The organism is Chryseobacterium culicis (assembly GCF_002979755.1).
In the GTDB taxonomy this organism is placed as follows: Bacteria; Bacteroidota; Bacteroidia; order Flavobacteriales; family Weeksellaceae; genus Chryseobacterium; species Chryseobacterium culicis_A.
Window position 1 is genome coordinate 1,609,786 of the sequence record NZ_PCPP01000001.1, and the last position, 21,211, is coordinate 1,630,996.

Here is a 21,211-nt window from a genome sequence, read left to right on the forward strand (position 1 = left end):
TTTTTTATTGTTTTATTATATATCCTAAAGGTGCTGTAATTTTTAAAATCTCGTACTTTTTATAGTGAACCCAAAATTTATTTTTATCATGAAAATCCTGGTTCATGTAAAGCGTATCTTTCTGAGGCATAAGTACAACAAAAATATTCTTGTCAGCCACTCTTATTTTCTCACTTACAATATGAATATCTGACAATTCTCTTTTTGAAAAAGAAGAATTGTCCTGTTCTATTTTTGAAGTATTAATACTTTCTACAAGTTCATTTTTAACCAAATGATTACGGACTGTAATCATTAAAAAAAATAAAATCAAGCTAATAAGCATACCAAAAAAAGCCTTACACCTTTTTTTTACAATTTCACAATAGATTTCAATAATGGAGAAAACAAAAAAACTAATAATCAGTAGTGCTATAATGAGTTGAACAATATAAATCATTTTAAAAATCCAAAGTTGAAATTAAGTTATTTATAATTTAAGAATTGTTATCCCTTCTTTCTTCCGTAATAGAAACTGTTTCAGCATTTTTCTTTTGTACCTGTTCCAAGAGCTGAAGTCCTAAAAGTCCGCTGATTCCTCCATTCGCTGAATCTCCGTTTCCTCCGATTAATACTTCAGGCATAATTCTTACATTCTGACTGGCAATATTTTCCATGATTTTCAATTGGGTAAAGTTATTTCCACCCATTGCTTCTACAGATAATTTGTAGGATTCCGCATTCGATTTACCAATGGCCAGAATCTTTTCTGCTTCAGCATTACCCGTTAATGAAATCTGCTCAGCACTTGCTCTGGCCAGGAGTTCTATCTTTTCCGCTTCGGCTTTTGCAAGAAGTCTTGTTTTTTCTGCTTCCCCGGTTGCCAGAAGCTTCAATCGATCACCTTCGGCATTTGCCTGCAGTCTTACAGAATTAGCATCTCCGGTAGCCTTTTTCACCGATGCATCAGCAATTCTTTCCGCAATTACCACCCCCTGATCTGCTTTTACAATTTCTTTCTGCATATCGGCAACGGCCGTTTCTTTTTCCAGAGCCTGACGTGTTTCCTGCGCCAACATTTCGGTTTCGTAAGTAATTTTCTGCTCTTCCGCCAGTTTTCGGTCTGTTAATGTTTTCATTAAACTTTCCGGAGGAACAATGGCACCAATTAAAGTATCAACAGCGTTTACATTATATTGTTCCAAAACACTGCTGATATGGTCTTTGGCCGATTGCTGTCTTTCTTTTCGCGTTCCCAGAAATGCGATCACATCGCTATCTTGCGCTGAATTTCTGAAATAATTTCCAATGGTTGGCTCTAACACCTGACTTACAAGATTGATCATATTTCCAAAACGGGCAATGACTTTTGGGGCTTCATAGGTAGGAATATGAATAATTTGTGAAACATCCAGATTGAAAGGGAAACCGTCTTTACTTCGCACCGTAATGGTGGAAAGGTTTTTATCCAGCTGGTGAGATTCGCTTCTTTCATAAGCCCAGTTCAATACCAAATTGGTGGTAGGAACAAGCTCAACCTTCATGATATAAGGATTGATTGGATATTTTCCGGGACCAATAGGTTCTGCCCAAACTCCTTTATGACCTTTTTCAACAATATTTCCATGCTTAAAATCAACGCCGCTTAAATCTTTTCCTTCTTCTCCTACATAACTGATAATAACCCCAACATGGCCAATCGGAATTTCCGTCATTTTCACCATTTCCACTTTTGTAAACCAGGGATTCAGGAAGTAGGAACCAGCCAGAATTACCTGCTCCTGAAGACCTTTATATCCTCCGCTATTTAAAAAAGTATCAACATCCTGAAACTTATTATGATCATTGATAATTTTACCCGCAATCTGACCTTCTTCTAAAGGACTTCCTTCCATTGTTGTGATAATTCCCACTGCATTGTCGGGAATCTGAGTCATATCCGTTAATTCTATTTCAAATAATAATGTATTGATTCTATAAGATCCTGGTGCAACAATAGCGGTCTGACGGCCTTTTCTTCCGCCATTTTTTAAAAAGGCTTCAGCATCCTGAAAAGAATCACAGTCGACTTTTCTGGCCAGAATCCTTCCGGTTTCCAATTCTACACCATCTTTTGCCAATAATAATCCTATTTTACCCGTCGGAATCACTGTAAAAGGTTGAAAATCGATAGAATATTGCCATATCCATTTTCTAAAATACACCCCGGGAGCTAATGTCTGAGCCTGAAAACCCGCTTCTCCGTTGGTTGCTATAATCCTTCCTTCAGGAAGTTCCTGCTTGCCCATCAGCACAAATTTTTTGGTAACCAAACCAATTCTGTCTTGAGGAACAATGATTAATCCAAAGAAAATTCTTAAAATAAATTTGTAAAAGATTACGCACAAAAGCGCAATTACAGCCGGAATCATCCAGCCATGAAAAGTTAATTCCATAGTTTGTTGTTTTTGTTTTTTGATTAAATTTTAAAACAGGGATTGTGCTCTGGCTCTTCAGAATACGAATGAGCAGAGTATGAATTATGTGATAATTCTTTCGAAAAAATTAAGAAATTACTGGAGGGGAAGTATTAAAAATCGTGAAGATGATTTCTGATACTTTTAATAGAAAAAACTTAAAGTTAATTAGTTTCATTTTGATAAGAAAGGAACGAGATCCTTTGATGGTACAAATGTACAGAAGAAAAGTATTCAGTTGTTTTAAAAATTGGTAATATTTCACAAACAAAATGATAATCAACTGAAAATCAATATTATTATTTTTCACAACCGATATACAAAAGCCTTAAGGACTTATTTTTCAGAACGATAAGTCATCTGATTAATGAAAAATGGCTTCATATTTGATAGACCCTGAAATGTTAACCAATAACCACTCAATATGATAAAGCACATTTTATTAGGGACTTTTTGCCTGGCTCAGTTTTCATTTGTGTATGCCAAAGAGGTTCCAAATCCGAAAACAGACCGTTTTATAACTTCTTCCGTTGTTCAGCAGGTACCGAAGACTGTTATTATCAAAACCAAAAAATTCAAAATCAGAATAGACAAGCAGCCGAATGGCAAGTACCTTTATCAGTCATGGAATGCCAATGCAAAGATTACGGCTAAACCAAGCATGATCATCAGTGATGGCGAACTGGTTCCTGACGGTTCAGGAGGCAACTATTACATCAATTTCAATAATGAGGGACACAGCTATCAGGTTTGGAGAAATTATCTTACAGATTCTGCGAAAAAAGCACCTTATACTTTGGTTGTAAATGATGCTAACGACCGTGAGATTGTACGTCAGGACGGATACGTGGTAAAAAATTAGAATGATAGAAGGGCTGGAAGCGGGAAGACAGAGGCTGGAAGTTATTTGCACAGCGGACAGCTTCGTTTTAAGAACAAAAAGTATTTCTGACTCTTCATATAATAAAAATCCTGTATTGATTGATACAGGATTTTTTTATGTTCCGGATTGTCTCAATTCTGTAAAAAAGGTGCTTTCTTCATAGCTTTCTTTTGCTGCCTGGTAACCGATATTGAAGATCTGCTCCAATCTGTCTTTTCTGCGTTCAAAAGTTCCGTAAGAAGATAATTTTTGAGAAGAAATGAACCAGTCACAGTAATCGAATTTTACTTTTTCAATTCTGTAGGAAAGAAGATCGTAAGAACGCGAAACGATTGCTTTAATAGAATTCAGGTCTTTGATCTTCGCTTCGTTGGGTGGAGAAACGAATACACCAATCAGTTTATCACAATCTTCTCTGATGATATCTGCAGGAAAATTATTCAGAACTCCTCCGTCACAGTACATTTCCTCACCAATGATGTAAGGGGTCGTAATTCCCGGAATAGAGCATGAAGCAATGATTGCATCAACAATCTCAAAATCTTTATCAAAAATTTTCTGGGTTCCTGCTACTAATTCGGTTGCTACAATTTTCACTTCGATATCAAGATCTCCCAATTTCATTTCATGGAAAATGGGTTTCAGATAGTTTCTGAAGATCACCGAAGAAACCAGCCCCGGCTGATTGAATGTAAAATGCTTCCAATTGAAAAAATATATGGAATTGAAGAATTCCAGAATTTCTTCCGGCGTTTTTCCGATGGCATGAAGGCAGCCTACAATAGACCCTGCGCTACAGCAGGAAAGGATGTCAACTTCAATTTCTTTTTCCTGTAAGAATTTTAATACTCCTGCATGAGCGATTCCTTTGGTACCGCCGCCTGATAAAACAAGTCCTACTCTCTCAAAATTCATAGAATAAATGTATGAAAACAGCCTGAGATAAATAAGTTAATTTTTATAAATATGCTAATTTTAAAATTATTTTAATAAAATCAATGGTTTTATAGATTTTTATTTAAACAAAAAAAGCCCGGATTTCTCCAGGCTTTTGTGTTATAGATTTCTGTTAATTTCAGAATTAAATGTGAATCACTTCACCATACGCAGCAGCAGCAGCTTCCATAATTGCTTCAGAAACTGTTGGGTGCGGGTGAATAGATTTGATGATCTCGTGACCTGTAGTTTCTAATTTTCTAGCAACAACAGCTTCAGCAACCATATCAGTTACTCCTTCACCAATCATGTGGCATCCTAACCACTCACCATATTTAGCATCGAAAATCACTTTGATAAATCCATCTGTGTTTCCGTTTGCAGTAGCTTTACCACTTGCAGAAAGAGGGAATTTACCTACTTTGATTTCATATCCTTTTTCTTTAGCCTGCTTTTCAGTAAGACCTACAGAAGCTACTTCAGGGTGGCAGTACGTACATCCAGGGATATTGCCATAGTCGATTTTCTCAACGTGCATTCCTTTAATTTTCTCCACACAAGTGATTCCTTCTGCAGAAGCAACGTGAGCCAATGCCTGAGTTGGGATGATATCTCCGATTGCATAGTAACCAGGTACTGAAGTTTCATACCATTCGTTTACCAATACTCTTCCTTTATCTGTCTGGATTCCTACTTCTTCTAATCCGATGTTCTCGATATTAGCAGCAATACCTACAGCAGATAATAAGATATCAGCTTCAAGAGTGATGGTTCCATTAGCTGTTTTCACAGTAGCTTTCACCCCTTCACCTGTTGTATCAACACTTTCTACAGAAGCGTTTGTCATGATCTCGATTCCTGTCTTTTTCAGAGATTTCTCTAAGTGCTTAGAGATTTCCTCGTCTTCTACAGGTACGATGTTTGGCATAAATTCAACAACAGTAACTTTAGTTCCCATTGTGTTATAGAAGTCAGCAAATTCTACCCCGATAGCTCCAGAACCTACAACGATCATAGATTTCGGCTGCTCAGGAAGAGATAATGCCTGTCTGTATCCGATTACTTTTTTACCATCCTGTGGTAAGTTTGGTAATTCTCTTGAACGAGCACCTGTAGCGATAATGATATGAGTACCTGTATATTCAGTTACTTTTCCTTCTTTATCTGTAACAGAAACTTTTTTACCTTTCTGTACTTTTGCAGTACCAAGAATTACGTCAATCTTATTCTTTTTCATCAAGAATTCGATTCCTTTGCTCATTTTGCTGGCAACACCACGGCTTCTCTGAATTACATTCGGGAATTCAAAGCTTGCCTCCACTTTATTTAAACCATAATCTTCAGCATGGTTGATATAATGAAAAACCTGAGCAGATTTCAATAAAGCTTTAGTTGGAATACATCCCCAGTTAAGGCAGATTCCTCCTAAATTTTCTTTCTCGATAATTGCGGTTTTGAAACCTAATTGCGCTGCTCTGATCGCAGTAACATATCCACCAGGACCACTTCCAATGACAATAATATCGTAATTCATTACTTTAAAAATTTTTATGCGAATTTAAGGAAAAATATTGGATGTTTCATGTTTCTCTAAACTGATCTTAAAATGCATCAATAAAGCTATTTTCATTCAATTTTACACAAAGAAAGAGAATACAAAACGCATTCTCTTTCAATAAATTTTCTTTTACATTGAAAACTTCTCAAAATTCAAAATGTAAAAAAAGGATTTTCTTATTTTAATAACCGCAAAAATTCTGTATTATTTTGCCTGTCTAAGTAATCGTTTTTCAGTGGCATATCTTTGGTTTAAGGCTTTCATCTGATCTCTCTTCATCTGCTTGGTAGCAAGAGGGTGATTAAGGATGAGTTTTTTCTCTGTATTATATTTTTTGGTAAGTTCCTGCATTTTAATATTCACCAATTCACTTTTTGAAGGATGTGGAGGAACTGGCGGATGTTTTTGAGCTGAAACATTCATTGATAAGCCTAGTAACAATACTGTTGAAATTAATAACTTTTTCATAATATTCTTATTTTCGAATGATTTTCAATTAATTAAATTCATTCCGGTTCATGATAAATCTTACATATATCATACCAATATTTTTTTCAAAGAAAAGAAAATGCATATCAAATTGAGGATTGATTTGATATAAATGATTCTGGTAACGGTCTATTTTTCATATATTTATTTATATTTTAAACAAGTACTTATAAAAACTATGAAAAAAAATGATCTGACCAAAGACAATATCTGGCTGAAAGAACCGGAAGATCATGATTTTCCTGCAGCACAGGACTATCTTGAACTTCTTTTCCCACCCGGTGAAGCGCAAAAAATGGTTGAAAAATTAAAGGCTGCTCCTACCCTCATCAAAAAATCGAAAGACATTTTAAGGGCCAGTAAGCTTTCTCTGCTTCCTGAAACAAATATTCATGTGAAAGAAAACCTAAAAAAAGTAGAAAAAAATAAAAAACTTTCACCGATATTATTGGTAAGAGGGCAAAATGAACTCATTATTGCGGATGGATATCACCGCCTTTGCTCCAGTTATTACCTCACCGAAGATTTGGAGGTTCCCTGCAGATTGATTTAGATTTTTTTGTAAAACAATTCCTATCACTAAAAAGTGAATTAAAATAAAAATATTTAAAATATTCAGTTTCAGGTGATTTTTAGCTATTTTTTTTTATATTTTTGTTTGAACCCAATTTTATACAATATGAAAAAATACATCTCGATTCTTTTATTCGCTGCTGTTCCCTTAACTGCACAAGTAGGTATTAATACAACAACCCCTAACAGTACGCTTGCCGTAAATGGTTCCTTAAGGGCTGGATATAGCGAAGTCACAACCACTACTTATAGTATTCTGACGACCGATCATTATATTACTTATAATGGAACAGCGGATGCTACATTTACGCTTCCCGTCATCGGAACCGGAACCACAAGTTTTACAGGGAGAATTTATAAGATCAAAAACATTTCGCCAAATGCGATTACGCTACAGGCTTCCAGTGGAAACACCTTAAGAATTGACAACACTCCTGTTGCTTCTTTTATGATTCCTACAGGGGCATATGCTGAGGTGGTAAACAACAGCAATACAACTGGCGGAACATGGGATTTATCTTTTACCGTTCTTCCAAAACCGAGCAACGTAGAAATTTATGGTACACAGGTTCTCATTCCTCCTCATAGACTGGGAACCGCACCTGTTGCTGACTGGACCGCTCATGGTAATGCAGGTTATGATACAGGAGCAGCAAATGACAGATGGTGGATCATTAGTAAAACATCTGTAGATAATGCCCACACTGCCACCTATGCCAATGCCAGCAGAATGACCTTGGTTTATGAATATCAGGGTACTCCGTTCAACGTTAACAATATGTACCCCATCCTTACTGCAGGAAATAATTCAAGTTTCCCGGATGTATTTACAGCGTCTTTTGTAAGCCTTGCCAATAATGGTACTGCAGGAAGAACAAGACTTACTGTATCTGTGGCCCGTATAGATTTTATCGGAAATAACGGAGCAAATAACAGTAACTGGACAGGAACATTCTTACTGAACGTTCTATTGGCTAGAAAATACTAGGCAAATTCTATAACAGATATATAAAAAGAGCAGAAATTTCTGCTCTTTTTTACTTTATAAAACTTCAATATTCTGTTTTAAAGGAAGATTTTTGGATGAGTTTCCCACCATGATCCTGTAGGTTCCTTTTTCTACAGTCCATTCCATTTTTTCATTCAAAAACTGTAGGTGTTTTATGGGAACTTCAATGGTAACAGATTTTGATTCTCCGGGCTGCAATGCTACTTTCTGAAATCCCTTGAGCTCAATAACCGGTCTGGAAACAGAAGCCAATACGTCTTTCACATACAGCTGAACGACTTCGCTACCCGCTTTTGACCCAGTATTTTTCACATTGACTTTAGCCACAATGGTTTCATTTTCTGAATACTGAGTTTTGCTCAATTGCAACTCAGAAATTTCAAAGGAGGTATAACTTAAACCAAAGCCAAACGGATATAATGGCTCACCACTCAAATCATAATAGTCATTTCCTCTTCCTGTGGGATGGTGATTATAAGTTAAAGGAAGCTGGCCTTCTTCAGTAGGAAATGTTATTGGTAATTTCCCGGATGGATTCTCTGCTCCGAAAAGTGTTTTTGCAACGGCATTTCCACCCTCTTCCCCCGGATACCAGATGTCTAAGATAGCTCCTACTTTATCCTTCCAGGCTGTTGTTTTGATGGCTGATCCACCTAGCAAAACAACTGTAGTGGGTTTATTTAGTTTTGAAACTTCATGAATGAATGTTTCCTGATTTCCGGGAAGACTTAGTGATGAACGATCCTGAAATTCTCCTTCGTGAATTCCGGCAGTAACAATAATGTAATCTGCATTCTGAGCAAGGCTCAAAGCTTCTTTACAATCTTTCTGATAATCATGCAGACCGTAATTCCAGATCAGTTCCACATTGGCTTCACCACGATTTTCATGAAATTCAATCTTAATGTCATATTTTTTTCCTTTTACAAAATCTACATCAACCGTTTTTGTAGAATAGCTCAATTTTTCCCATTGATCAATAACTAATTTCCCATCCAGATATAGCCTGAAACCATCATTCCCGCGCAATCCCAATTGGTATTTCCCTGAATCCGGAGCTTCCAGTTTTCCAGTCCATCGAACACTGTATTCATCAGGCTGGAGTTTTTCAGGATCAGGTGAGTATAAAGTCCATTTGAAATTAACCTGTGCATCCTGTTTTTCGAATGCCGGATTTCCTTTTACATCCGTATTGGAGAAATACATTCCTTTTAATCCTTTCTTATTTTCAAAAGATAGATATTCATGGGAAACCGTTGCAAAATCTTTTGCATTCCAGTCAATCCCTTTTGAATACATGATTTCGATATCCTTAGCTTTAGCATAATTTTTAAGACCATCCAAAATATTGATTTTCTTGTTCCCTGGCCCTGAGTAACCGCCTAACCTTGCATCCACAGCATCTGTACCCACAATCAAAAGTCTTTTTACATTTGCTGGAATGGGAAGTGTATGGTTATTATTCTGAAGCAGTACAAAGGATTCCGCAGCGGTTTTTTCTGCCAAAGGTTTGTGATTAAGTTTCTTTAATTCTTCAATATCCCTGGATGAAACATAGGGATTTTCAAATAATCCAAGTTCAAATTTAGCTTTCAATACTCTTGAAACAGCATCATCAATTCTTTCTTTTGAGATTCTTCCATCCAGAAAAGGAGGTATAAAAAGTTCGTAGTGTTTATATTCTGTCTGAAAAATCACGTCAAGCCCTGCATTTATTGCCTGTGCAGAAGCATCATCATAATCTTTTGCTGTAAAATGTAAGACATTCGCTCCTCCTACCGCACTGGCATCACTGATAACAAAACCTTTGAAATTCCAGTCCTTTTTCAATTTCTCTGTTAGCAGCCAATGATTGGCCGTTGAAGGTCTTCCATCAAGCAGATTATAGGAAGTCATCACCGAACGGCTTTTTCCTTGTGTAAAGGCATTGTGAAAAGGGATCAAATGAGTTTCTTCCAAATATCTTTTGCTCCAATGGATCGGATATGAGTCTCTTCCTCCTTCTCCTACATTGGCTAAAAAGTGCTTGGGTGTGGTAATGATTCCCTGATTTTCAAATGAACTGACAAAGCTTACTCCCATTACAGAAGTCAAAAAGGCATCTTCACCATAAGTTTCCTCTGTCCTTCCCCATCTTACATCATTGGCCAGGTTGACTACCGGTGTCAGAATTTGACGAATTCCTCTCAGTTTTGATTCTTTTGCAATGGCTGATGAAACCTGAGTCATCAATTCCGGATTGAAAGTGGCCGCTAATCCAATGGCCTGCGGAAACGCTGTAGCTCCTTCCCGAACCAATCCGTGTAAAGCTTCATCAAAAGGAATAATGGGAATTCCCAATCTTGATTCTTCCACGAAATATTTCTGAATGGCATTGATTTTTTTAACCAATCTCTCTGCATCTTCACTGGCATTATATTTCAATAGCTGTCCCGCCGCACCGCCGCCCTGATTTCCTGCACTTACCTGTAATCCGAAAATCCCATGGGAATATTGTCCTTTCGGAACATGATCCAGATCTCCGGGAATCATAAAGCACTGCCAGAATTTTTCCTCAGGAGTCATTCTCTTCAGCAGATCCTGAACTCTGGTTTCAATGGGTTGTTTTGGATCTTTATATAAAGGTTTTTGAGCAGAGATAAATACTGAGCTCAACAAGAAAATTCCTATAATTTTAAATCGAAGTTTAAAATACATCTCAAGAATAATTTAGTTTAAAATTTGTTCTTTTACCTTGAAGCAAAAGAACCAAAAGTTCAAGACTTGGAACTCTACACTAAAAATAAAATCTGTTCTCTAAAAATTCTAAAATTCGCGCGAATTTGATGTGAGCCTACCGGTTCAACAGTTGTTTCGCACTCAAACAGTAGAATTTTCTTAACGTTCACAGACTTTATTTTCTTAACGCTTCGATTTCCTATGTCACTTTAATATAAATATGAGTCACCAATTCAACTATTGCATTATTTGAAATACAGTTGCATATTTCAGATTTTTTCTTTCTTCCGGCAATGTAATTTCAATAGTATTTTCAGATGTTTTTTTCCATTGAATTTTTGAGGAAATACCTAATATTTTCAAAGATTTGGGTTTAAAATTTTCCGGAAGGGAAAAAGTAAGTTTTGAAGGAGCTTTATATTCTGATTGTTCATCCAGATGGAAAACATTTACCGTCTTATGATCTTTACTTTGAGTATAATAGTAATTTCCTTCGTGGTAAGGAGCAATAGCTCTTGTGGCAAAAACAGCAGTCTGGTTTTTCTCCATCCAGCGGGAAATCTGCTGTAATCTTTCATAAACGATGGAATCGTAATCACCATTAGGTCCCGGAGCAATATTCATGAGGTAATTTCCCCCTCTTGAAATGATTTTCACCAGAGTTTCAATGATCTTTTGAGAGGTTTTATAGTTATCATTGGGAACATAGGAAAAGGAATCTCCCATTGTGATGCAGCTTTCCCAGGGAATGGAAAGAGCGTGTTCCGGAACAGCCTGCTCAGGGGTAACATAGTTTTCCCATTTTCCAGGAACTGTACGGTCTACAATGATAATCCCAGGTTGATTTTTTCTTGCCATTGTTCCTATCTTATCCATATCAATATCCTGCTCTACTTTGATGGTACGCTGCCATTCTACTTTTGGATCTATAGTATGAAAAGGACGTACCCAGCCGCCATCCAGCCAAAGAATATCAATTTTACCATAATTGGACGTGATTTCATTGAGCTGATTGAAAGTAAACTTTTTAAAATTCTCCCATCTTTCTGGATATTTCTTAGGATCATAGTTCACATTCCTGTCTTTGGGTGGAAAATAAGACCACCAGTACTCATCGGAATGCCAGTCCGGTTTTGAAAAGTAAGCCCCTATTTTAAATCCTTCTTTTCTGAAGGTGTTGAAGATCTCTTTCGTTACATCGGATTTTGGATTTTTTGAAAATGGTGTTTTGGAAGAAGTGATCTTATAATCCGACTGTTGGGTATCAAACATGGCAAAACCATCGTGATGTTTGGTGGTAAAAACCACGTATTTCATTCCTGCCTTTTTTACTGCATCAGCCCATTTTTGAGGATTGAACTGAGCGGGATTGAAAGTCGTTTGAAGATTTTCATAATTTTTTACATATTCATAGTAAGATTTTCCGTGCTCAGGTTTTCTCTGCGTCCATGATTCATCTTCGGGACATAAGCTCCAGCTTTCAACAATTCCCCACTGGCCGTAGGTTCCCCAGTGCATAAACAATCCAAATTTCAGATCCTGCCATTGGTCCAGATTCTGAACAACCAAAGGGTCTGTAGGTTTCTGATAGCCTTCGGATACATTGTGGGCCTGTGAAAATACGATTGAACTTATAAAAAAGGATGAAAGGAAAAAAGGTTTTATTTTGGATATAACCAACATATGGAATAGTTTTCCGCTAATTTAATTATCCTTTGGGAAACCTACAAACATTAGGATTCCAATAGATTAAGAAGAGCGTCATCAATTTCCGGATATAAAAACTGAAATCCACTTTTTTGGAGTCTCTCAGGGTAAACGTTTCGGCTTTTCAACAATAATTCGGTTTCTGTATTCAGGAATATAGACGCGATTTCCAATTGCCAGACGGGAGCATTAAGCCCAAAAGGAACATTCATTTTTTCCCTCAGTTTTCTCATCATATTTTCATTAGAAACCGGAGCCGGAGCAGTTATATTCACAGTTCCTGAAATATTCTCATGCTGAATAATCCAGTCCACGGCTTTGCAAAAATCCTCAATATGAATCCAGCTTACCATTTGATGTCCTCTTCCCTGTTTTCCCCCTAAACCCATCCTGGTAATCATTTTCAGTTTTGGAAAAGCACCACCGCCATTCCCAAGAACAATAGAAGTTCGAAGGGCTATTTTTCGTATTCCTTCATTTTTGACGGTAAAAAATTCTTTTTCCCAGCTTTTGCAGATATTCATGGAAAAGTCATCCCCAATAATTCCGTTTTCTTCTGTATTGAGATGTTTTTCAGAATGAACGTAAATGGTTGCAGAACTGGCATTCAGCCAAATTTTCGGTTGATCAGAACATTGATCTACAGCTTTCTGTAATATCCTTGTACTGTCAATTCTTGAGGAATAGATTTCCTGTTTATTTTTCTCATGATACCGGCAATCCACAGATTTTCCTGTAAGGTTGATCAGAATATCAGCTTTTTCCAGGCTATTTTTCCATTCACCTATTGTTTGTGCATCCCAATAGATTTCATTTTTACGTTTAGGATTACGGGTCAGAATATATACCTGATCACCCTTTTCTGTAAAATATTTTTCTAAGTTTTCGCCAAGAAATCCGGTGCCTCCGGCTATGATTATTTTCATTGTTTAAGGTTTAAAGTTTGGAGTTCAATGTTTAAGGTTTTCCCACAGATTTCGCAGATGTTTGTGATGAGATATGTCTTATTTTAAACGCTGTAAACTTTTAAGAAAAAATCAAAGATTTTTACAAACTGATGTGTACTTCTTCTGCGTAAGATATGTTCTTAATATCACTTAAATGCTTATCTTTTGTGACTTTTGTGGTTCCATATTATATGTTGTCACGGATATTTGTGGATAGGAAGGTTTTGTATTCTTTGCTTTTTCAGCTGATATATTTTTTGGTTTTGACTTGGATTTCTGAACCTTCGGCTAGCATTACTGAAACAGGTTGTTGATGGTTCAGGCATTCAAAATCAGTTCCGTAGATCTTTTGAAAATCAACTTCCAACTGGTATTCTTTTATGGGGTAGCATTTCCATTTTGGATGACATACTTCGTATTCGGAGGTTGTATTTTCTTTTTTGGTAAATCCAAAATAATGTTCTGTGATAAATTCAAATTCAGAATTTTCTTCCATAGGTTTTGCCATGTTCTCAGCCATTATCTGAATAGAATGCCAGTTTTTATCTTTCCATGAGTATCGGATCAGCAGTTCATCTTTATTTTCATGGATCTGGTTTTTCATGGGCATAGTGTGATAATTCTCTTTGTAAATAGAATTTGCAACCAGGCTCAATGCAGGTTTGGGAACAATTTCTTTGATAAACACTACTCCTCTTTTCCAGATTCCATTTTCTTTTTTTCTGACATAAAATCTTAGGTTCACTTCTTCAAAATTCCGGTGAAAAGGAATGGGAAATCCCAACAGTCTGGTATTTAAAAACATGAACCCCACAAGACTTACATAGCATTTGCCTTTATAAAAATCGAGTTCTGTTCCTTTTGGAAGGTAGGGCAATAAGATGTCAGGATCAATTTCGTAATTGATGATGACCAGTTTTCGCCATTCTGCTTTTAAAAAGTTCATAATTCTGTGTTTTAGGGTTAAAAAATGGCTATTCCGTCATAGGTAGAAGATTCTGCGATGGTTTTGATCAGTTCATTTCTTTTGAGCAGGAAATTTTTAAGGTATCCTCTGAGAAAAATGGCATTGAATAATTTTCCTATGATGCCTAGCGGAGATTCGAATTCAAAAATATCAGTCATCAATGTTTTCCCGTTTACGGATTTAAAAATATGCCGATGGCATATGGATTTGAAAGCTCCTTTCTGCATAACGTCTGTAAACTGAATGGGTTTTTCCATGCTGATAATTTTTGTGGTGAGGTTTTGATATACTCCCAGATGTTTTGCCCGCCAGGTTACAGTTTCATTTTCTTCAATCAGTCCTGAAGTACACCCTGCAATTGCTTTTTCATTGGTTTTTGAGGTAGATTGCTGGTGCAGATCAATATTCCTTGCCAGATCAAAAACATAGTGAATATCTGCGTTGATTACTGTATTTAAATAGATTGTTGACATCTTCAGAGGTGTTAAGTTTTTTAAATTTTAAATTCAATGGTTGTCAGAATAATGATAGCCAGTGCCGTTATTCTAAACAATATCCAGGAGATCGTAGGCAGAAAGTTCAGTTTAAGTATTCTGCATCTTCTTATATGTTCCAGAAACATGATCAATACTACAATTCCAAAGTATATTATGTAAAAAACAGGAGTAAAACTGGTCATCAGAGCAGGAATTAAAAGTAAAGTCCCGATTAAGGAAACAGTCATCATATTTCCGATATAACCCCAGATTTTATCTTTGAGATAGGTTTTTAAAAAGAAGACCTGCCAAGCGATCTGGCCAAGGCAAACTGCAAATTCTCTCAGGAAATCTCTTTCTAAATTCAAGTTTAGTTTACCAGAAAACAGACTTAAGATATAGGCTGAAAAAATAACAACAAAACTGATGTATGCCATTCTGTATTTCAGGTTAAAATCCGGAATGCAAGATTGTTCTGTATCATCTTTTGGAGAAGGAATAATCTGTTTGCGATTATAAGAAACAAAGGAGTACAGTTTTTGAAAAAACCAATACAGAGGTTTTATACGAGCAATTTTTACCAGCCATGGAAAAGAGTTTCCAATGATGAGAAGCAGGCTGTCTAAACCATACACGACTTCATTTTTGGTGTGGTCTACCAATGCAATTTCATTTTTCGCCCGATTGAAATCGATGAGGCTTTTATTTCTGCCTGAAAGTTCTGTAAATGCTTCTCTTCCATCTTCATCCAGCATTCCACATTTTGTAAAACCTTTGGAATAGAGATTACACATTGGGCATTCATTGTCGTAGATTAATGTGTGATTTTTGAGCGTTTTCATAATTGTGATTTATAAGGTTCATACGTATTATAGCAATCATACACATAGAGAATGGCCATCATTGGAGTATAAAACAAAGAGATGAGCAGAAAAATTCCCATGAGCGCCATTGTAAATTCATTATAAATTTTTTGATCAACGAGGAGTAAACATATCCAGACCGGCATTATTGTTAATCCATACACCCGGAAATCAGATGACTGTTTTAGTTGTAAAAACAGCCTTATCAGATAGCTTACTAATTGTACTCCTCCGACAGCAAAGTAAAACTCAATAAATTTCCAATCCTTGTACTCCATCACTGCGCCCACAATACATACGATGAGCGTAACCAACTGAATGAAGTAATCATATTTCACAAATGTTTTCATGGTGGTTATTATTTAAAGTGATCCTTTTCTTCTGAAATAAATAATCAGAAATAGGTGAATGATTAAATTTCTCATACTTATTGTTAATTTTATATTTTCAGTAATTTTTGAAAGTTAATTTGAAATAAAAAAGGATCTTCATCCTTTTTTGTTTTCTATTTCAACAGATTGGTAATCTTCCCTACCAGCCAGTGATCATCACTTTTTATTGCCAGATCCATGATATTGTTGATTTTTCCGGTTACAGAACTGAAATCATTCATCAGCTTGATAAATTCCTGAGCTTCTTCCGAGTCTTTATCCTCAATATTTTTTAATTCTTCTAAAAAAGAAATTACAGGTTCAATTTCTCTCTTTCTGCGTTCTTTGGTAATCTGTTTGAACAAATACCAGACATCTTTTTCTGCAACGAAATATTCTTTACGGTCTCCTTTTACAAATTCCTTTTTCACAATTCCCCAGTCTATCAGGGCACGAAGATTCATATTGGCATTTCCTCTTGAAATCTCCAGCTGCTCCATTACTTCATCGGTAGAAAGGGGTTTGCTGCTAGCCAAAAGCAGTGCATGCACCTGCGCCATCGTACGGTTGATTCCCCAATTGGTAGCAAAGGTTCCCCAGGTCTGAATATATTTTTCTTTTGCTTCTGAAAGTTGCATGATGTTCCGCTTTTAATTTCTGTAACAAATGTAATTATATTTTTTGAATTTTCAATAATTTTTGAAAATTAATTTTGAAATAAAACAGACACCCTTGAGAATGTCTGTTCTGGTTGATAAAAATCAAGGCTCAATCGTTGTTGTGATTCCCTGATTCCAATATTTTGCTTCCGGCATGTAGTAGAGATAAACATTGCTTGATTTTCCTATGTAAGTTCCTGCAAACTCTACTTTAAGATCAAGATTAATAGTTTTCGTTTCTTCTGCATTGAAATGTTCCCAATACAGCACCAGATAATTATCAAAGATTTCATAGTAAGAAACCTGCTTTTTATCTATCAGATCTTTCAATAAAGCATTTTGAAGAGTCAACCCCGCAGGAATACCAATTTTTGCGATGGTCATGGGTAACTGGCCATTTATTTTATTTTTAATGGTAACAGTCATTCTCCTGGTCTCTCCTACTTTGGACGCTCCGGGTTTTAGCTTTGTATCCATGATAAGAGGAATATCCTTACTTTCAGGTGCCTGTAATGTATAATATTGATATTCCAGTTTATAAGGTAGTCCATTTTTAGTGGGATAGTGAATATTGATTGTGTTTTCACCCGCTTTGTATGCTGATGAAAGGCTTATTAGAGGTGAAGTATTGGCCTTATTGATTGTGATAACCGGTTTTTCAACACCAAATAACTTTTCATTTCTAGAGAAAAATTCGGACAGTGCCTGTACTGCTAATGTTGTTGCATGAGTAGAACCAAATCCATAATATCCATTGAAACTGATTAATTGATCTGTAGCTTCTGCTATTTTCAACTGGTTGAGTTTTTCATCTTTCTGAAGTGCCATGATATATAATGAAAGGGTTTCGGCATCGGCTGATATTCCCCATGAGCCCGTAAAAGTGATTTGGGATTTTATTTTCTTTGATTCATATTGCTGATCAAGAATCTTCATCAAATCATCATATTCTGCCTGCTTACCTAAATGAGCTGCTGCATTGGCAAGCAACGCCAGCTGATAGGAGTCTTTTGTGACTAAAGCTCTTTTCATCATCACTTCAAAGGAATCTTCAATTTCATTTTTGAGGCCCAGTTTGGATAAAGCATAGACAACGTACATATTTCTCGACCAGGAATATTCGGAAAATTCTTTTTTGGATTCATAACCTCTTCTCACCTCAAACAGCCCATTTCCATTTTTTCTGGATAAAATAAATGAGGAAAGACCTTGAATGAGCTTAGCGTCTGGATTTACATACTTTTTTAAATCCGTAAATTCTAATAATGCAAATGCTGAAAGTGACACATCCGATTCTTCGCTGTTGAAATACCCGAATCCTCCATCTTTATTTTTATAGCTCAACATTTTCTGGAAGCCTTTTTTCATATTTTTAATGACTTCATTCTCTGTTGCTGTATTTATTTTTTTACTTGATTTCAAATAATCCAGAATAAAAATATTAGGATACACCGTTGAGGAAAGCTGTTCAAAGCATCCATAAGGCTCTTTTTTCAATTGTTCCAGATTGTCAAACAATTGCAAAGCAGTGCTTTCAAATACGTAATATGAGGAAAATAAACTTCCATTGATATACTCCGGAATATTGATTTTTATCTCTTCTGTTTTGTTATTGATAATAGAAAACTGATGGGGAAATCCTTTTTCTTCAACTTTAAACGGAAGGATCATTGTTTCTCTGAAATCTCCGGATCTTATGGTAAACTGAATATGGGAATCTATGATTTCATCGGTCTGTATTTTTACAAATAACCTTCCTGATTCCAGTGGTTTCAGGGTAATCAAACTGTCAGACTGCAGCAGTCTTACATAATTGGGAACAATCACATCCATGGTCATTTTCCTGATTTCAGAGGAATTATTTTTAATAACAACAGGAATGGTCATCTGATCGGTTCTCGTCAGGTATTGTGGGATTTTACTGTCTATTGAAATGAGACTCTGAGCAGCATAAGTTGTTTCATCTCTCCCAACAAGTCCTGACGCAGCAATTCCTTCTGTCATAATTCTAAAGGTAGAATTGGCATCTGAATTATAAAATTCCACTTTTGCCTTTCCGTTTTTATCGGTTTCTACTACAGGATTCCAGTAAAGAGCTTCTCTATAATCAAAACGGTAAGAGGTATTGGTGGTCTTATATTCAGGATACACAAATTCTCTTGATCCTGCATATGAAATAAGTCGTCCATAAGGCAGCGCTTCTATGGCAAGATAGGATTTTGGGGTAATATCAAATCTGATTTTTGAGCTGCTGTTTTTATAGGAGTTTACAATCACCACTCCATTTGCAGCCCTGCTTCCATAAATAGCAGTCGCTGCAGCATCTTTGAGAACAGTGATGCTATTGATATCATTCGGGTTGATGGTAGTATTGAAATTTTCTACAGGAGCACCATCAATAATGAATAATGGACTCTTATTGGTCATAGAGACGGATCCTCTGATATGGATCTGTCCTCCCGTTCCCGGCTGTCCGGTACTTATGACGAGTCCTGCGACTTTCCCGTTCAACAAAGAAGCTACATTAGGGTTTTGAATCTCCGTAGTAGATGTTATTGTAGTCGACGACATGGTATTACTCTTCTTCGCCATTGAATTATACCCTAATACAATAACTTCTTCAAGGCTTTTACTCATAACAGTATCTTTTCTGAAATGACCAGAATTACTCAGCGGGCTGGTATTGTTCTTGTTTTCTTTTAATGCTTTTTCTTTTTTTTCAGCTTCTTTTACAATTTCTTCTACATCTATATGGGAAATATTTTGCTTTGTTAAAGGATTAATATCCAGGTTATAAGACAAAATCCTGATTTTCACCAGATGCTTAGGCTGAAAAGATTTGGCAATAATTTTATGTTCATTGCCTGCATTCAGATCTGAAAAATAGAACTTCCCATTTTCAGAGACCGTCTGTTTAAGGATTTTTCTCCCACTTGTATCCAACAGAAAAACCTCTGCTTTTACTGGTTTTTTATTCTCATCTTCTACAATTCCATAGATTGAGTTTTTCTTTTCAGGAAGGTATTTGTATTTATTGGTTTTTAAAACCTCAGGGATGAGTTCGAAGTATCTGTAGCCATTTGTAAGCATGACAAGATCTAAGCTTTTATCGGCTTTTTCTTCTTTTTTATCGAAATAAAACTGGGGTTTTTCAATTTTCCCTCTCAACTCAGAGTCCATCAGAAGCCAGGAAACGATGTGATTCTGTTTGTCATCGGAATAGGTCCATAACTTATCATCCACCACACTCAATCCAAGGTTAGCCGGAATCGGGCTATTGTTTTCATCGGTTGTTTCAATATTCAGGATCACTTTTTCCCTGGGCAGATAATGTTGTTTTACAGGGTTAACCTTTATATTCAGCTGGTTCACTTTATTGGTAAAAACAATACGCTCGGCAATAGGAAGAGTATGGTCAAGAACCGTAAATCTGCAGATTCCCACAGGAAATTTTTTCTCATCAATTTCAAATGAATTGCTTCCATTTTTTAGGGTAAGAGTTTTAGAATATATTTCTTTTCCGCGGAAACTTCCCTGAAGAGTAATCGTTTTTTCCTGAGTTGAAGTGATGGTAAAATTCAGTTTTTTATTTTCATTTTGAATATTTAAAACCAATCCGTCATTCTTTGCTTCAGGAAAATTAAAAGTCTGGTTTATATTTTCCGGTTTACTCACTTTTGCATAGTAAGATTCTCCCTTTTTAGGAGTAAAATGGAAGCTTCCCATCCCGAAATTGTAGGCTGAAATTTCTTTTATCTTTTCATGATTCTGATTGTAAACAGCCAGGACAGCATCTACAGGTTTTTCAAATTCATCGAGAATTTTAAAGGCTATATTTTGTTCTATTCCATTGATAAAAGTTCCTCCTTCAGGTAAAAATTTCACATCAAGATTATTCAGAACAATTGGGATATTCCTGGAAATAGATTCTGTAAATCCATCAAAATTCACTTTAATATTCAACAGTGCATCAGAGGATTTCAACACTTCAGGAAGCGTAAAGGTTACTATTTTCTTGCCTTCTTTATCGGTGATCAGTTTCCCTTCTGAAACGGTTTCCCCATTGTGCATTACGGTATAATCTGCTTCATAAAAAGGAATGGGAAGGTTACTCAGACTTCTCATTGAAAAATCGGCTGTCACCTCATCACCCGGCCCATATCCTTTTTTAGGAAAATCGAGTTTCATTAAAATCCTTGGAGAAACTATTTTCTGGAGGGTAATTTCTTTTTCAAAGGTATTTTTCACTTCTTCATTCTGCATCCAATTGGTAAAAGCTCTGATCTTATAAATGCCGCCTTTCATATCTTCATCAAAATAGAAATAGCCCTGAGCATAGCCATTGGTAATTTCATATTTCATTTTTTTCAAAATGCTTCCTGCCGGATCAACCATTTCAAAATTAACAACTCTGCTTTGTTCTACCGGAAGATTATGAGCTCCTTTTACCACATATATTTTAAAATACATTTCCTCACCAGGTTTATAAAAAACATGATTGGTCTGAATGTAAGTTTTTTCTTTTTCAAAGTCCTGAAATGACTGCTGGGCTTTCACAGAAAAAGTTGAGAATAATAAGCTCAGCAAGATGATATAGTTTGATATAAATTTGAAATTCAT

At 36.1% G+C, this 21,211-nt stretch carries 17 protein-coding genes; 3 read left to right on the top strand and 14 right to left on the bottom strand.

Annotated elements, in window-relative coordinates; all coding sequences use genetic code 11:
• Positions 1-4 precede the first annotated feature (4 nt).
• Together CQ022_RS07395 and CQ022_RS07400 are read right to left on the bottom strand one after the other, a co-directional pair.
• Positions 5-439, bottom strand: coding sequence for a hypothetical protein (locus CQ022_RS07395; protein WP_105680802.1), 435 nt, complete (start codon positions 437-439; stop codon positions 5-7).
• Between the two features lie 37 nt (positions 440-476).
• A complete protein-coding gene (locus CQ022_RS07400; protein ID WP_105680803.1) occupies positions 477-2,414 on the bottom strand; it encodes an SPFH domain-containing protein in 1,938 nt (645 codons plus the stop codon).
• Positions 2,415-2,859: 445 nt separating this feature from the next.
• Here CQ022_RS07400 and CQ022_RS07410 point away from each other — a divergent pair, with 445 nt between their 5' ends.
• Positions 2,860-3,297, top strand: a complete 438-nt coding sequence (locus CQ022_RS07410; RefSeq protein ID WP_105680805.1) for a hypothetical protein — start codon at positions 2,860-2,862, stop codon at positions 3,295-3,297.
• 135 nt (positions 3,298-3,432) lie between these two features.
• Here the strand turns inward: CQ022_RS07410 and CQ022_RS07420 are convergent, their stop codons facing one another.
• From CQ022_RS07420 to CQ022_RS07430, 3 genes are all read right to left on the bottom strand, one after another.
• Positions 3,433-4,233, bottom strand: coding sequence for a patatin-like phospholipase family protein (locus CQ022_RS07420; protein WP_105680807.1), 801 nt, complete (start codon positions 4,231-4,233; stop codon positions 3,433-3,435).
• Positions 4,234-4,399: 166 nt separating this feature from the next.
• Positions 4,400-5,788: a dihydrolipoyl dehydrogenase gene (gene lpdA / locus CQ022_RS07425; protein ID WP_105680808.1), complete on the bottom strand. Its 1,389-nt coding sequence runs from the start codon at positions 5,786-5,788 to the stop codon at positions 4,400-4,402.
• Positions 5,789-6,016: 228 nt separating this feature from the next.
• Complete coding sequence (locus CQ022_RS07430; RefSeq protein ID WP_105680809.1) at positions 6,017-6,280, bottom strand: hypothetical protein; 264 nt, start codon at positions 6,278-6,280, stop codon at positions 6,017-6,019.
• Between the two features lie 199 nt (positions 6,281-6,479).
• On the opposite strand from CQ022_RS07430, the gene CQ022_RS07435 reads away from it, so the two are divergent.
• Complete coding sequence (locus CQ022_RS07435) at positions 6,480-6,854, top strand: hypothetical protein (RefSeq protein ID WP_105681785.1); 375 nt, start codon at positions 6,480-6,482, stop codon at positions 6,852-6,854.
• Between the two features lie 126 nt (positions 6,855-6,980).
• The gene (locus tag CQ022_RS07440) at positions 6,981-7,862 is read left to right on the top strand and encodes a hypothetical protein (protein ID WP_105680810.1); all 882 of its coding nucleotides are present in this window, start codon (positions 6,981-6,983) and stop codon (positions 7,860-7,862) included.
• A gap of 54 nt (positions 7,863-7,916) precedes the next feature.
• On the opposite strand, the gene CQ022_RS07445 is transcribed toward CQ022_RS07440, so the two are convergent.
• The 9 genes from CQ022_RS07445 to CQ022_RS07485 form a co-directional block, all read right to left on the bottom strand.
• Positions 7,917-10,580 (bottom strand): beta-glucosidase, encoded by a 2,664-nt coding sequence (locus tag CQ022_RS07445; RefSeq protein WP_105680811.1) that lies wholly within the window; start codon positions 10,578-10,580, stop codon positions 7,917-7,919.
• 258 nt (positions 10,581-10,838) lie between these two features.
• Positions 10,839-12,284: an alpha-L-fucosidase gene (locus CQ022_RS07450; protein WP_105680812.1), complete on the bottom strand. Its 1,446-nt coding sequence runs from the start codon at positions 12,282-12,284 to the stop codon at positions 10,839-10,841.
• Positions 12,285-12,334: 50 nt separating this feature from the next.
• Positions 12,335-13,234: a TIGR01777 family oxidoreductase gene (locus CQ022_RS07455; RefSeq protein ID WP_105680813.1), complete on the bottom strand. Its 900-nt coding sequence runs from the start codon at positions 13,232-13,234 to the stop codon at positions 12,335-12,337.
• 262 nt (positions 13,235-13,496) lie between these two features.
• Positions 13,497-14,201 (bottom strand): YqjF family protein, encoded by a 705-nt coding sequence (locus CQ022_RS07460; RefSeq protein WP_105680814.1) that lies wholly within the window; start codon positions 14,199-14,201, stop codon positions 13,497-13,499.
• A 17-nt stretch (positions 14,202-14,218) separates the two neighbouring features.
• Positions 14,219-14,695 carry an SRPBCC family protein gene (locus CQ022_RS07465; RefSeq protein ID WP_105680815.1) on the bottom strand — a complete coding sequence of 159 codons (477 nt, stop codon included), beginning with the start codon at positions 14,693-14,695 and terminating at the stop codon, positions 14,219-14,221.
• 20 nt (positions 14,696-14,715) lie between these two features.
• Positions 14,716-15,540 (bottom strand): DCC1-like thiol-disulfide oxidoreductase family protein, encoded by an 825-nt coding sequence (locus CQ022_RS07470; protein WP_105680816.1) that lies wholly within the window; start codon positions 15,538-15,540, stop codon positions 14,716-14,718.
• Complete coding sequence (locus CQ022_RS07475; protein WP_105680817.1) at positions 15,537-15,911, bottom strand: hypothetical protein; 375 nt, start codon at positions 15,909-15,911, stop codon at positions 15,537-15,539. The genes CQ022_RS07470 and CQ022_RS07475 overlap by 4 nt, the downstream gene beginning before the upstream one ends.
• Positions 15,912-16,066: 155 nt before the next feature.
• Positions 16,067-16,570, bottom strand: a complete 504-nt coding sequence (locus tag CQ022_RS07480; protein ID WP_105680818.1) for a GbsR/MarR family transcriptional regulator — start codon at positions 16,568-16,570, stop codon at positions 16,067-16,069.
• A gap of 123 nt (positions 16,571-16,693) precedes the next feature.
• Positions 16,694-21,211 carry a TonB-dependent receptor plug domain-containing protein gene (locus tag CQ022_RS07485; RefSeq protein WP_105680819.1) on the bottom strand — a complete coding sequence of 1,506 codons (4,518 nt, stop codon included), beginning with the start codon at positions 21,209-21,211 and terminating at the stop codon, positions 16,694-16,696.